Below are 13,681 nucleotides of genomic sequence, written 5' to 3'. Positions count from 1 at the left end.
CGCCAAATGTGCCTATTGCGCTGCAGCATATCCAGTTGTGCGTTGCGTGCAACAGATTTGCCGCACCGGTCAGCCGATCGCGACAGCGCGGCCTTGGTCGACCAGCACTTCAGCGGCTCGCGGATGGCTCAGAAAGCCGGCGGGGCTTGCGGTCAGGCCATAGGCCCCGGACTGCATCACAGCCACGAGGTCGCCGGCCTTCAACGTCGGCAGGCGCGCAGCGCGGGCCAGCGTATCGAGCGGTGTGCAAAGCGGACCGGTCACGATGCAGGCCGACTCAGCAAATTCATCCATCCGCGCCGGTGCGATCACCGGATAGTCGCGCTTGATGATCTGTCCGAGATTGCCGGAGGCCGCGAGGTGATGATGCATGCCGCCATCGGTGACGAGGAAGCGCGATCCGCGCGAGACCTTGCTGACAATCGCGCGCACAACATAGAGCCCGCCGGGACCGGCGAGATAACGGCCGGGTTCGACGATGACGCGGGCGTCGCGCAGGAGCGGTTCGGCAAGTTTCATCTGCGTCAGCGTCATTGCGCCGCGTCTTACGGCGGCGAGATCGAGCGCGCGATCGCCAGCATAATAGGGAATGCCGAGCCCGCCGCCGAGATCGATGCTGCGCAGCGGCCGGCCGATCGCCTGCGCCACGCGCGCGGCAACATCGAGTCCGTGCCGCCATTGCGCGAGCAGGACCGTTGCATCCAGGATTTGGGTGCCCGTGAACAGATGCACACCGCACAGATCGAGATGCGTTGTTGCAGAAATGGCCGAGAGAACATCCGGGATGTGTTCCTCGTCGAAGCCGAATGGCGACGGCTTGCCGCCCATCCGCATCGCGCCGCCCTGGACGGATTCGACGGGATTGATCCGCAGTGAGACCGCAACGCGCTTGTCCGCGCGCGCGGCAATCGCATTGGTGCGCGCAATCTCCTCAAAACTCTCCAGATGAATTTCGCCGATGCCCTCGCCGATGACGCGCGCAAGCTCGGCGTCGCGCTTGCCGGGTCCGGCAAACAGGATGTCTTGCGGCGCGGCGCCCGCCTCGCGTGCGCGCTCGTATTCGCCGAGCGATGCGATTTCGATGCCCGCGCCAAGACCGACGAAAATCCGTGCAATAGCGGGATTGGGATTGGCCTTGATCGAATAGACGATATCGGCAAAGCCGGTCAGAGCGTCCTTCAGCGCGTTGAACGAGCGCCGCATGACGTCGGCGTCGTAGATATAGAGCGGCGTACCGAAGCGATCGGCCAGCGCTTCGACAGTCAGGCCTCCGGCGATCAGATCCTTGCCGCGGATGGCGTAATGCTCCGTGACCAGCCGATGCGCGAGATCCGGGGCGCCCGCCTCATTGGCCTGCATGCGACGACCGCTCCGCCACCAGCGCCTTGTAGTCGACCTTGCCGTTCGGCGTGGTCGGCAGTTCCGGGACGATCTCGATCTCGCGCGGGATCATGAAGGGTGCGAGCTGTTGCGACGCAGTGCTCAATGCAGCGCCGACATCGATCGGTTCGCCGCGCCCCACCGCGACCGCATGGACCCGCTGTCCGATGACCGCGTCGGGCAGGCCGATGACGGCGATCTGCCGGAACTGGCCGGTCGCCATCAGCACCTCCTCGACTTCGGTCGGGCTGATGCGATAGCCGGACGATTTGATCATGGCGTCGTCACGGCCGACGAAATAGAAGAAGCCGTCTTCGTCCTGCGTGACCAGATCGCCGGACCAGCAGACAATATCGGCGCCGCAAGCGTCCGGGATCAGCGGATTGCGGCGCAGCACGCGCGCGGTGTCCTCGGGGCGTTTCCAATAGCCGAGCGAGACGGTGGGGCCGCGATGCACAAGGATACCTGGTTCGCCCGGCGCGGCGCGCCGTCCGTCCGCGGTCACGGCGAAAACCTCGCATTCGGGAATGGCTTTGCCGATCGATGTCGGACGGCGGTCGATTTCGTCGGGTGGAAGATAGGTCGAGCGGAAAGCCTCGGTCAGCCCATACATCAGGAAGATGCGGGTATCGGGCAGGAGTTGGCGCAGACGCGCGGTGGTGGCCGACGGCACTGCGCCGCCGGAATTGGTGATGTAGCGCAGCGTCGGAAGCTTGGTTCTTGGCAGGAGCGGGGCGGCGCGCGTCAGGATCGACCAGACCGTCGGTACGCCGGCAAGCCCGGTGCAGGCATGGTCGCGGATCGCGCGAACGATCTCGTCGCCGAACCGGAAGGTCAGCAGGACCAAAGCGGCGCGCTGTTCGATTGCGGTCAGAAGCTGGTTCAGCCCGTAATCAAAACTGAGCGGCAGAATTGAGAGTATCCGGTCTTCACGGGTGATGCCGAGATAGCGGCGCACGATGCGCGTACCTGCAAGCAGGTTGCGGTGGCTCAGCATCACGCCCTTGGGCTGACCGGTTGAGCCGGACGTATACAGGATTGCGGCGAGGTCTTCGCCAATCGCCGGCGAGGGCGGAAGGGGGTTGTCGCGCGCCGCCGGCAGGGCTGAAACATCGACAATCTGAAGCCCGGACAGATCCGCCAGGGCCGCGCCGTGACTCGCGGCGAGTGCGGCATCGGTGAGCATGATGCGCGCTTCGCAATCGGCAACGATATGGCGGACCTGCCGCGGCTTGAGCAGCGGATTGACGGGGACGACCACCCCGCCGGCCCGGCTGATTGCAAAGATCGCGGCACATTCCTCGATCGATTTTGGCAGCAGGATCGCGACGCGGTCGCTGCGGCGCAATCCGGCCGTGTGCAACGCCGAGGCGTAGCCGCGAACCAGCGTGCGAAAGTCGGCGTAATTGAGCGAACGCTTGTCGTGGATCAACGCGAGCCGGGTCGCGTCGTCATCCTCGCCAAGCAGATCGTGCAGCAGGAGCGGTGTTTCGGTCACGTCCGCTTGCGCTCCACAAACGCAATGAGCCGGCCGAATGTCTCGAAATTGTCCGGATCGAAGTCGTCATCGGACACCTCAATTCCGAATTGTTCGGTCAGGAAGGCAGTCAGGTCGAGGATGCCAAGCGAATCGATCGCCCCGCCGGCAAGGAGCACCGTCGCATCGTCGATCGGCTGGCCGGCGAAGGCCGGAAATCTCTGCTTGAGAAAGTCCGCGACAATCGACCTGACATCTGTTGGTTGTGGCGACAGCACATGAGCCCCCGGTGTTGCTTCGTGAATCAAATCTGCAGAAAGACGAATTCCGAATAGGCGAAGTCGCAGGGCCTCGGTGTGGCGGGGCCTTTGTAGAAGGTCGGTGTGGGGCGGCGCATGAAAACTGTGCCCCGAATACGGTCGGAGCGGTCGGCGTTGACGGCCAGAACCAGGATGCGCTCGCGCAAGAGGAAGCGCGCGATCGCCGGCATGTGGTCGAACAGCGCCCTGCGATCGCCGGCGAAAATCGCCCGCGCCATACCGAGGCCGCGACCGGCCTTTCGCGAAAAGATCAGGGGATGCAGCGCCGCGCCATCCCACAATCCACAGACGATGCAATCGAGCGCCGCATGCTCCTCCAGCATCTTTCGGGTCGGGGCGTCGCAGGCGTCCGCCGGCAGATCGGCCAGCGGGATGACATGCGCATCCCGCGCGGACCTGATCGCCAACAGCGGAAGCGGGACGATCATCGTGCCGCCCGTGAGTTCCCGGAAGCCGAGGCGGCCGATCACCTCGCAGACTGCGGGGGTCGGCGTGAGGTCGGTAAACAGAGTGGCCTCGCAGGCGACCGCGGTCTGCAGCATACGGGCTGCCCGCCAGCGGTGTTTGGGCTCCACATACCAGCTCGACAGATTGACGACACGCTGCGTATCCAGGGCTCCTCGCCGCGTGCTCGGAATCGTCAGTATGACGCCAACAGGGCGTCCTCCGTCTTCCAACAGAAATCCGGCGCGCGCCGACGGGTCCGCGGCGCCGCACCGGCGCAGACGTGCGAGGGCGGCCGCCCATCGCTGCGCCCCGAATGCCGGGAACCCGCGTACGAGGATCGGCAGGGCTTCGTCCAACGATTGAAATCCGATCGGGCGCAGCATGCCTGGTGGTCCGGACCTGCGGATAAAGCCGGTGTTCTGCGCCGTCAGGATGGAAAAAAGCCTAAAAAATGCGTGCAGCGCGACAGTCTGCCGCAATCCCGCTGCCGGGCGGGCCTGCTGCGCCGGCTTCCGTTCAACTATTTGGTGTGCGTAACTCTGTTGCGGCGCAATATGGACTGGTTCAAACTTCCATCAGGACCAAGCCGGAGGCCCCAGACGATGACAGCCGCCCCCAAGCTCCAGATGGTTAAGAAACTTTACGCGGTCGGAGAAATTCCCCCGCTCGGGCATGTGCCGGACGAGATGAATGCCTGGGCGATCCGGCAGGAGCGGCACGGCCCGCCGGAACAGTCCATGCAGATCGAGGTGCTGCCAACCTGGCCGATCGGCGAGAACGACGTGCTGGTGCTCGTGATGGCGGCGGGCGTGAATTACAACGGCATCTGGGCGGGGCTCGGCCAGCCGATTTCGCCGTTCAATGTCCACAAGCATCCTTATCACATCGCAGGCTCGGATGCGTCGGGCGTGATCTGGGCGGTCGGCTCCAAGGTCAAGCGCTGGAAGGTTGGCGACGAAGTCATCGTCCATTGCAATCAGGACGACGGCGACGACGAGGAGTGCAACGGCGGCGATCCGATGTTCTCCACCTCGCAGCGCATCTGGGGCTACGAGACGCCGGACGGCTCCTTCGCGCAATTCTGCAGGGTGCAGTCGCGGCAGTTGATGCAGAAGCCCTCCCATCTCACCTGGGAAGAAGCGGCCTGTTACACGCTCACGCTCGCCACCGCTTATCGTATGCTGTTCGGTCATCCGCCGCACACCCTGAAGCCCGGCGACAATGTGCTGGTCTGGGGCGCGTCGGGCGGCCTCGGCGTGTTCGGCGTGCAGCTCTGCGCAGCGTCCGGAGCGAATGCGATTGGCGTGATCTCGGACGAGAGCAAGCGCGATTATGTGCTGGGGCTCGGCGCCAAGGGCGTCATCAACCGCAAGGATTTCAGTTGCTGGGGTCAGATGCCGACCGTCAACACGCCCGAATATAACGAGTGGGTGAAGGAGGCGCGCAAGTTCGGCAAGGCGATCTGGGACATCACCGGCAAGCGGGACGTCGACATCGTTTTCGAACATCCGGGCGAGGCGACGTTTCCGGTCTCGTGCCTTGTCGTGAAGCGCGGCGGCATGGTGGTGTTCTGCGCCGGCACGTCCGGGTTCAACATCACCTTCGATGCGCGCTATGTCTGGATGCGGCAGAAGCGCATTCAGGGGTCTCACTTTGCGCATTTGAAGCAGGCGAGCTCGGCCAACCAGTTCGTGATGGATCGCCGCATCGATCCGTGCATGGGCGAAGTCTTTCCGTGGGACAAGATTCCGGCCGCGCATGAGCTGATGTGGAAGAACCAGCACAAGCCCGGCAACATGGCGGTGCTAGTGTCGGCGCCGCGCACGGGTTTGCGTAATCTCGAGGATACGCTGGAAGCGGTGGGCGGGTAGGCGGGTGCGCGTCAATCGCGACCGCATTCAGCACCTGCGGCCGTCTTGGCCGCATTCGCGCGTTGCTTTGCCGCTTTTTTCTCCGCCCGTAATTTGGCGATGATCGCATTCAGATTGCCGCCATAGAGGAAGATCGAGGCGGTGATGTACAAAAACACGAGCGCGATCATCGGCGAGGCAAGGCCGGCATAATAGATCGAGTAGGTGAAGGCGAAGTCGGCGAGATAGCGGCCGAACACCATGCCGCAGACCAGCCACAGGATCAGCGTCGCCAGAATGCCGGGCATGATCTCGCGCCATGAGCGGCGTCCGGCCGGCAGCCATTTATGCACGACGATCAGCGGCACGATCAGGAGCACCGAGGCGACGGTGAGGCGCACCAGGGTGACGACGTCACGAAACGGTTCCAGCGCAGGAAACTTGCGCACCAGCGTCGCCCAGATCAGCGGCGCCAGCAACACCAGGAAAGACAGCGCAAGCATGCCGATGGCGGCGAGGATGACATAGCCGATCGATTCCAGCCGCAGCAGCCACATCGACCGCGTCTCCGCCACCAGATAGGCGCGGTTCAGGCCGATCCGCAGGCTTTCGATCCCGCTCGATGCGAAATACAGCGCCAGCACGACGCCGACCGTCAGCACCTGTCCATGCGCGCCCATCAGCACATTGTGAATTTCGCGCGAGATCGGACCGGCCACTTCCTCCGGCCATGCCTCAAGCAGCAGATTGGCGGCCTCGTCTGCGAGATATTGCGAGCCGAAGACGCCGGCGAGCGCGGTGAGCACCAGAAAGAACGGGAACATCGCCATCAGGCTGGATAGCGCGATGTGGCTGGCAATCGCCCAGCCATCGTCGGCGTTGAATTGCCAGAAGGCATCCATTGCGGCGCGATATGTTTTTTTAAGCAGTCTCAAAAGGCCGGATCCCGGTAGAGGTCGCGCAACAGCGACATAAGCAAAGCCGGCCTCAGCCTCAAGTGCGCTGTTGCCGTCCCGCTCAATCGCGTATCAGGAGAGAGATTAGGCCGCCTGCACTGCGGTCAGGAACTGGCGGACCTGCGCATCGAGCCCCTCGGCCTCAAGCGCCAGCACATCGGCAAGCGCCTTGACGTCGGCCGCGGTCGTGCGCGCTTGCGCAGTGGCCGCGGAAACACGGCTCATCGCTTCCGCGCCGGTGCGGGCCTCGCCCGAGGCGCTGCTGACTCCTTCGGCGATCAGAGAGACCGCGGAATTCTGCTGTTCCACGGTTATCGAAACGGTGGAGGCGATCGCAGACATATCCTCAATGATACCGTTGACCTGATCGATGGCCATGGCCGCATCCGCGGCCGCCGACTGGATCGCACCGATCTGGCCCGCGATCTCTTCTGTGGCGCGGGCGGTCTGATTGGCAAGCGACTTCACCTCCGAGGCGACGACCCCAAAGCCGCGGCCGGCATCGCCTGCGCGCGCCGCCTCGATGGTCGCATTCAACGCGAGCAGATTGGTCTGCGCCGCGATCGACTGGATCAGGCTGATGACCTCGCCGATGCGCGTCGCTGCATTGCCAAGTTCCGCCATGGTGGCGCCGGTGCGGCGCGCTTCGGCGACCGCGCGTCCTGCGACTTGCGTGGATTTCTGCGCCTGACCGGCAATCTGGCCGATCGATGCCGCAAGTTCCTCGACCGAGCTTGCGGCCGCGGTAACGTTGCCCGAGGCAGCGAGCACGCGCTGCTCGGCTGCGCTGGCTTCCGCGGACATGTCGTCGGCCGACGCATTCAGCCTTGTGGATGCGGTCTCGAGGCGGTGCGCCGCGTCGCGAACCCGACCGAGCATGCCGTCGACGGTGCGCTCGAAAGCGGCAATCTGCGCGGCGATGGTCTGGTTGCGCATTTCGCGCGATTTCGCGGTCTCGTTCTGGGCCGAGGCAAGCCGCTCGCGCTCCAGCATGGTGTCGCGGAACACGATCACCGTGCGGGCCATGTCTCCGATCTCATCGCGCGCTTGCGTACCTGGAATGAGCGCTGCGGTGTTGCCCCGCGCAAGCTCAGACATTGCGTGTGCCAGCCCCTGCAGAGGTTGTGTGATGCTCAGTCCGATCATAAGACACAGCGCGAAACCGAGAATAACCGCGGCGAAACCGACCAGCAGAATCAGCGAGCGGGTACGGCTCTGCGCAGCTGACAATTGTGCGGCCGCCAGGTTTGCGCCCGCCATTGCCTTTTCGATGATGCGGTCTGCGGCCGGTCCGAGCTGTTGCGTGTCGAGGTCGATGACCTTCAGGTTCGGCCGCACCTTGTCGGCAAGGGCCGACCAGGCCGAAAACGTGTCGGCGAAGGCCTTCACTCGCTTCTCGATGTCGGCGCGCTGTTCGGGGTCGAGCTGAGAGGCTTCCATGGTATTCGCGAAATTCTGATATTCCGCGAAGAATAACGTATGCGACATGTTAGAGGATCGGATGCGTTGTTCCGCCTCGAAGCGCCGCATCAGCAGCAGCGACACCATAAGCTGCCGTGCTTCGGCGTCGCCGATCAACGCCATGCCCTGATTGATGACGCGCTCGACGGCAATGCCGGTGTCGTGGAGCTGACGCCGCAACCCGTCGCTCTCGGAAAAGCCCAGAGTGCGCTGATCGGCGACAACGTCGGAGAAGCGCCGGCCGATCTCGTTCAGGCGGTCCCGCATGGGGGCGATGCTCTTGCGGTCGGCGGCGCCAAGCGCGTTTTCGATCAGGGCGATTTTTTCGTACGCAACTGCCGTCGCCTTCTCAAAGTCGGTGATCGGCTCCTCGCTGGGCTCGGTGGCAAAATCGCGCACGGCGATCCGCATCTTGTCGATCGCCTCCTTGAGGCTTTGGCTGGCATCGGCTGTGGCGTCGGCGCGCCGGTAGCGCTCGAAGGCGTCCGCGACCGCCTTCTCGCCGGACAGAAAGGACATGCCGTTGGCAGCGAAGCCTGCGACCGGAAGCAGCGCGATGAGAAAAATCCGTGTGCGGACCGATAGCGCGCCGATGAGGCGCGATGGGCGGAAGCGGCCGGGCAGGTCCGGCCGGCGGGCGCTCGAATTGGCAGGTGGTGCGGACGGCATCGGTGCTCCCGGTGTCAGCACCCGGCAGCAAAGCCCGAAATGGTTAAATATCCAGCAACCAAAGGTATGGCAGCGCGCTGTTGGCTTTTGTGCGTTGCACCATTAATCTGCGCTGAACTGTACTGGTTAACAGGGGATTGCCGATGCCAGCCGTGCCGCACCGGTCCGAGAGTTCCGACCCGTTGATCCCCCATGCCGAGGAGGCGGTTTCTGCGATGCAGGCGCTCCTGCAGGACGCGGCGATCGCCGTTCGTAAACGGGTTGCCATCGAGGGCGGCGACACCATGGGCCGGGTGTTCGACCGGGAGCAGCGCGCGACCCATGGGCTCGCCTGGCTTGCCACCTATGTCGAGGCCTTACGCCAGCTCGTGGCCTATGCCGCGCGGATGCAGGCCGAGGGCAAGTTCGGCGAGATCGAGGAGCTTCAGGTCCGCATCGGCCTCGGCGAATATCTCGCACAGATTCTCGGCGGCATCCCCATGAGCCAGGGCGAAACCGTGCGGCTGTCCGATCTCGGGCTGTCACGCGCGGATGTGGCGGCGCGGATGACGCCTGCGGTGGACCACCTGATCGAGACCGGCAATACAGCATCGCGCCGGGCGCGCCTCGTCGAGATCGTCGACCATCACACCGAGCCGACCTACGGCAATGCCGGGCTCGACGAGACGCTGGAAGCGATCCGCGAAGAGATGCGCAAGTTCTCGGCAAGCGAAGTGGTGCCGCATGCGCAACGCTGGCATTTGAAGAACGAATACATTCCGCTCGAGGTCATCGGTCAGATGTCCGAACTGGGTGTATTCGGCTTGACGCTACCGGACGAGTTCGGCGGCATGGGCCTCGGCAAGGAATCCATGTGCGTCGTCTCGGAGGAATTGTCGCGCGGCTATATCGGCGTGGGCTCGCTCGGTACCCGTTCTGAAATCGCGGCGGAACTCATTCTCGGCAGCGGTACAGAGGAACAAAAGCGCAAATGGCTGCCTTTGATCGCGTCGGGCGAAATTCTTCCGACCGCGGTGTTCACCGAGCCGAATACGGGGTCGGACCTCGCCTCGCTCAAGACGCGCGCGGTGCGCGACGGCAATGTTTACAAAATATACGGCAACAAGACCTGGATCACGCACCCGGTGCGCGCCGACCTGATGACGCTCCTGGTACGGACCGACCCGAAAGAAAGCGGCTATCGCGGCCTGTCGATGCTGCTTGCGGAGAAGCCGCGCGGGGACGACAAGAATCCGTTCCCGGCGTCCGGCATGTCGGGCACCGAGATCGAGGTGCTCGGCTATCGCGGCATGAAGGAATACGAGATCGCCTTCGACGGCTTTGAAGTCTCAACCGAAAACCTGCTCGGCGGCATCGAGGGGGCGGGATTCAAGCAGCTCATGCAGACCTTCGAGGCGGCCCGTATCCAGACCGCGGCGCGCGCTATCGGCGTCGCACAGGCGGCGATGGATCAGGGGCTCGCTTATGCGCAGCAGCGGTCACAGTTCGGCCGTCCGATCCTGGAATTCCCGCGGGTCGCCGACAAGATCGCGATGATGGCGGTGGAAATCCTGATCGCGCGCCAGCTCACTTATTTCGCCGCGCGCCAGAAGGATTCCGGCCGCCGCTGCGATCTCGAGGCCGGGATGGCGAAGCTCCTCGCCGCGCGCGTTGCCTGGGCCGCCGCCGACAATGCGGTGCAGATCCACGGCGGCAACGGTTTTGCATTGGAATTCCCGGCCTCGCGCATCCTGTGCGACGCCCGCATCCTCAATATTTTCGAGGGCGCCGCTGAAATCCAGGCGCAGGTGATCGCCAAGCGGCTGCTTGATGGGAGCAACTAGGCGATCCCCGCTTCCTTCCTGACGGTGATGCCGCGGGGACCGGGCTCAAACCAACTCGGGCCCCGCGCGTTGACCTGCCGCAAGGCGTTGCCCATATCCATGCAATGGCATGGGCATCCCAGAAGGAGAGCATGAATGTCAGCGAAATCCGTCAAGATCGATCAGGACGAGTGGGTCATTGTATGCGACGGCAGCAAGGCGCTGTTTTTGCAGAATGCGGGCGACGCCAAATTCCCGAACCTCCAGACCCGCGAAGTGATGGAGCAGACGGTGCCGGCGACCAGCGAACTCGGCACCGACAAGCCCGGCCGCTCGCATTCGTCGGTCGGCCCGGGCCGTTCTGCCGTGCAGCAGACGGATTTCCATACCCAGCAGGAGGAAGAATTCCTGCGCCAGATCATGGCCAAGCTCGATAGTGCTGCGCAGGCCGGGGAGATGAAGTCGATCATCCTGGTCGCCCCGCCCCGCGCCATCGGGGTGCTGCGCCAGTATTATACCCATGCGCTCAAGCAGGCGGTGCGCGAGGAGATACAGAAAGACTATGTAAAGATGCCGGTCTACGAGATCGAGAAGCATCTCGCCGCGTAACGGGCCGATCGCCCTGCCGGACCGGTGGTCGCGCCGCCGGTCCGGTGTTAGAAGGCTCCGATGTCCAACCCGTTCTATAGTCTTATCCCGTTCGCCATTGCCGCGGTAGCGATCGTCCTCGTGTTCGGCCTCGTCAATATGATGCGTGGCGGTTCCCCCTATCTGTCGCAGAAACTGATGCGGCTGCGGGTGCTGTTGCAGGCGATCGCGCTCGTCATCATCATGCTGGCGATCTGGATGATGGGCCGGTGAGGCGCAGATGGTCGTCCTGAACCGCATCTACACACGCACCGGCGACGACGGCACGACATCGCTGGGTTCCGGCGAACGGCGCAAGAAATACGATTTGCGCGTCGATGCCTATGGCACGCTGGACGAGGTCAATGCCGCGCTCGGCATCGTGCGGCTTCATACCGAAGGCGACTCCCGGCTCGATGCCATGCTGGCGCATATCCAGAACGATATTTTCGACGTCGAGGCGGATCTCTGCATTCTCGACGCCACCAAGGGCAAGGGGCCGGGCGGCCTGAAGCTCAACGTCACCGAAAAGCAGGTGCGCTGGATCGAGGAGCAGATCGACACACTGAATGCGGACCTGCCGCCGCTGCGCTCCTTCATCCTGCCGGGCGGCACGCCGGCCGCGGCCTATCTGCATCTGGCGCGAACCATGTGCCGGCGCGCCGAGCGCGTGATGGTGGCGCTGCGCGATCAGCCGGGCGAGGACGTCACACCGGAGGCCATCCAGTACGTCAACCGGCTCTCCGACTTCCTGTTCGTCGCGGGCCGCCATGCCAACGACCGCGGCGTAAAGGATGTCCTCTGGCAGCCCGGACAGAATCGCTGACCGTGTCTGGCGCAGATCGCAGACCCTTGCCCGCCCGGCAAAACCTTACTAACGCTGTGCCAAGGGGCGCGTGGTTCGTCTGCCACACATGCCGTTGACACCTGCGCCGTCCCACTCTTAGGTAGCCGCCTGATTTCGCATCTGCGAAGGCCACAATCATGAAAATTCTCGTGCCCGTCAAACGGGTTATCGATTACAACGTCAAAGTGCGGGTGAAGGCGGACGGCTCCGGTGTCGAGCTCGCCAACGTCAAAATGTCGATGAACCCGTTCGACGAGATCGCGGTCGAAGAGGCGATCCGTCTGAAGGAAGCCGGGAAGGCGACCGAGATCGTCGCCATTTCGATCGGCCCGGCCCAGGCCTCCGAGACCATCCGCACTGCGCTCGCCATGGGCGCCGACCGCGGCATCTTGGTCAAGGTGGACGCGATGCCCGAGCCGCTCGCGGTGGCCAAGATTCTCAAAGGCATCGTCGAGGCCGAGCAACCCGGCCTTGTCATCATGGGCAAGCAGGCGATCGACGACGATTGCAACCAGACCGGCCAGATGCTGGCCGCGCTGCTGAACTGGCCGCAGGGCACCTTCGCCTCCAAGATCGCAATCGAGGATGACGGCATCGCGGTGACACGCGAAGTCGATGGCGGCCTGCAGACCGTGAAGCTGAAGGGTCCGGCCATCGTCACCACGGACCTGCGGCTGAACGAGCCGCGTTATGCCAGCCTGCCGAACATCATGAAGGCGAAGAAGAAGCCGATCGACGAGAAGGCGCCAGGCGATTACGGCGTTGACGTTAAGCCGCGGCTCGAAGTGCTCAAGACCGTGGAACCGGGCGGCCGCAAGGCCGGCGTGAAAGTCGCCTCGGTCGCCGAACTGGTCGATAAACTGAAGAACGAAGCGGGCGTGCTGCAATGACCACCCTTCTGATCGCCGAGCACGACAACGCTCATCTCAAGGACGCGACCGCCAAGGCGATGACTGCCGCCAAGGCGCTGGGCGGCGATGTGCATATTCTGGTCGCCGGCAAGAATGCCAAAGCCGTGGCGGATGCCGCGGCGAAGCTCGACGGCGCGAAGAAGGTGCTGCTCGCGGAGGCCGATGCCTACGCGCATCAGCTCGCCGAGCCGCTGGCCGCCCTGGTGGTCTCGCTCGCCAAGGACTATGACGCGATCGTCGCACCCGCCACCACCACCGGCAAGAACTTCATGCCGCGGGTCGCGGCCCTGCTCGATGTCATGCAGGTTTCCGACATCGTGAAGGTCGAAGCGCCTGATACCTTCGTGCGGCCGATCTATGCCGGCAACGCGATGCAAACGGTGAGGTCCACCGATCCGAAAAAGGTGATCACGGTCCGCACCTCGACCTTCCAGGCGGCGGGCGAGGGCGCTCCGGCCCCGGTCGAGACCGTTGCCGCTGTTGACGATCCCGGCATTTCGACATTCGTCGGGGAGGAATTGTCGAAGTCCGACCGGCCTGAACTGACCTCCGCGAAGATCATCATTTCCGGCGGCCGGGCGATGCAGAACCGCGAGAACTTCACCAAATATATTGAGCCGGTTGCCGACAAGCTTGGCGCGGCGATGGGCGCGTCGCGTGCGGCGGTCGATGCGGGCTATGCTCCGAACGACTGGCAGGTCGGTCAGACCGGCAAGGTGGTGGCGCCGGAGCTTTACATCGCGGTCGGCATTTCCGGCGCGATCCAGCATCTCGCGGGAATGAAGGATTCCAAGGTGATCGTCGCCATTAACAAGGATGAGGAAGCACCAATCTTCCAGGTCGCCGATTACGGCCTCGTCGCCGATCTTTATCAGGCGCTGCCGGAACTCGACGCCGAACTCGGCAAGATCAAGCGCTGAACGCAAGGCTCCCC

General features: G+C 63.8%; 13 protein-coding genes. 7 read left to right on the top strand and 6 right to left on the bottom strand.

Annotated features, from left to right (window positions below; translation table 11 throughout):
- Positions 1 to 69: 69 nt before the first annotated feature.
- Genes ACK41X_RS02010 through ACK41X_RS01995 form a run of 4 tightly spaced genes read right to left on the bottom strand, consistent with a single transcriptional unit; the run spans position 70 to position 3,719 of the window.
- Positions 70 to 1,359: a type III PLP-dependent enzyme gene (locus tag ACK41X_RS02010; protein ID WP_409718691.1), complete on the bottom strand. Its 1,290-nt coding sequence runs from the start codon at positions 1,357 to 1,359 to the stop codon at positions 70 to 72.
- The gene (locus ACK41X_RS02005; protein ID WP_409718689.1) at positions 1,346 to 2,878 is read right to left on the bottom strand and encodes an AMP-binding protein; all 1,533 of its coding nucleotides are present in this window, start codon (positions 2,876 to 2,878) and stop codon (positions 1,346 to 1,348) included. The genes ACK41X_RS02010 and ACK41X_RS02005 overlap by 14 nt, the downstream gene beginning before the upstream one ends.
- Positions 2,875 to 3,135, bottom strand: coding sequence for an acyl carrier protein (locus tag ACK41X_RS02000; RefSeq protein ID WP_409718686.1), 261 nt, complete (start codon positions 3,133 to 3,135; stop codon positions 2,875 to 2,877). Before ACK41X_RS02000 ends, ACK41X_RS02005 begins: the two co-directional genes overlap by 4 nt.
- Positions 3,136 to 3,161: 26 nt before the next feature.
- Positions 3,162 to 3,719 carry a hypothetical protein gene (locus tag ACK41X_RS01995; RefSeq protein WP_409718684.1) on the bottom strand — a complete coding sequence of 186 codons (558 nt, stop codon included), beginning with the start codon at positions 3,717 to 3,719 and terminating at the stop codon, positions 3,162 to 3,164.
- A gap of 507 nt (positions 3,720 to 4,226) precedes the next feature.
- Here ACK41X_RS01995 and ccrA point away from each other — a divergent pair.
- Positions 4,227 to 5,495, top strand: a complete 1,269-nt coding sequence (gene ccrA, locus ACK41X_RS01990; RefSeq protein ID WP_409718682.1) for a crotonyl-CoA carboxylase/reductase — start codon at positions 4,227 to 4,229, stop codon at positions 5,493 to 5,495.
- An 11-nt stretch (positions 5,496 to 5,506) separates the two neighbouring features.
- Here ccrA and ACK41X_RS01985 read toward each other — a convergent pair whose 3' ends face one another.
- Positions 5,507 to 6,409, bottom strand: a complete 903-nt coding sequence (locus ACK41X_RS01985; protein ID WP_409718679.1) for a YihY/virulence factor BrkB family protein — start codon at positions 6,407 to 6,409, stop codon at positions 5,507 to 5,509.
- 105 nt (positions 6,410 to 6,514) lie between these two features.
- Positions 6,515 to 8,560 carry a methyl-accepting chemotaxis protein gene (locus ACK41X_RS01980; RefSeq protein WP_409718677.1) on the bottom strand — a complete coding sequence of 682 codons (2,046 nt, stop codon included), beginning with the start codon at positions 8,558 to 8,560 and terminating at the stop codon, positions 6,515 to 6,517.
- A 143-nt stretch (positions 8,561 to 8,703) separates the two neighbouring features.
- Between ACK41X_RS01980 and ACK41X_RS01975 the strand changes: the two genes are divergently transcribed.
- The 6 genes from ACK41X_RS01975 (at position 8,704) to ACK41X_RS01950 (ending at position 13,667) form a co-directional block, all read left to right on the top strand.
- Positions 8,704 to 10,383 carry an acyl-CoA dehydrogenase family protein gene (locus ACK41X_RS01975; RefSeq protein ID WP_409718674.1) on the top strand — a complete coding sequence of 560 codons (1,680 nt, stop codon included), beginning with the start codon at positions 8,704 to 8,706 and terminating at the stop codon, positions 10,381 to 10,383.
- A 135-nt stretch (positions 10,384 to 10,518) separates the two neighbouring features.
- Complete coding sequence (locus ACK41X_RS01970) at positions 10,519 to 10,971, top strand: host attachment protein (protein ID WP_409718670.1); 453 nt, start codon at positions 10,519 to 10,521, stop codon at positions 10,969 to 10,971.
- Positions 10,972 to 11,031: 60 nt separating this feature from the next.
- The gene (locus tag ACK41X_RS01965; RefSeq protein ID WP_409718668.1) at positions 11,032 to 11,223 is read left to right on the top strand and encodes a twin transmembrane helix small protein; all 192 of its coding nucleotides are present in this window, start codon (positions 11,032 to 11,034) and stop codon (positions 11,221 to 11,223) included.
- A gap of 7 nt (positions 11,224 to 11,230) precedes the next feature.
- Complete coding sequence (locus tag ACK41X_RS01960; RefSeq protein ID WP_409718666.1) at positions 11,231 to 11,815, top strand: cob(I)yrinic acid a,c-diamide adenosyltransferase; 585 nt, start codon at positions 11,231 to 11,233, stop codon at positions 11,813 to 11,815.
- 158 nt (positions 11,816 to 11,973) lie between these two features.
- Complete coding sequence (locus ACK41X_RS01955) at positions 11,974 to 12,726, top strand: electron transfer flavoprotein subunit beta/FixA family protein (RefSeq protein WP_409718663.1); 753 nt, start codon at positions 11,974 to 11,976, stop codon at positions 12,724 to 12,726.
- Entirely contained in the window at positions 12,723 to 13,667 is a 945-nt protein-coding gene (locus ACK41X_RS01950) for an electron transfer flavoprotein subunit alpha/FixB family protein (protein WP_409718660.1), read from the top strand. The genes ACK41X_RS01955 and ACK41X_RS01950 overlap by 4 nt, the downstream gene beginning before the upstream one ends.
- Positions 13,668 to 13,681: the final 14 nt, after the last annotated feature.

It is taken from the genome of Pseudorhodoplanes sp., assembly GCF_046289595.1.
GTDB lineage: Bacteria > Pseudomonadota > Alphaproteobacteria > Rhizobiales > Xanthobacteraceae > Pseudorhodoplanes.
The sequence above is the reverse complement of the archived record's forward strand: the minus strand, read 5'-3'. Positions and strand labels throughout refer to the sequence as shown.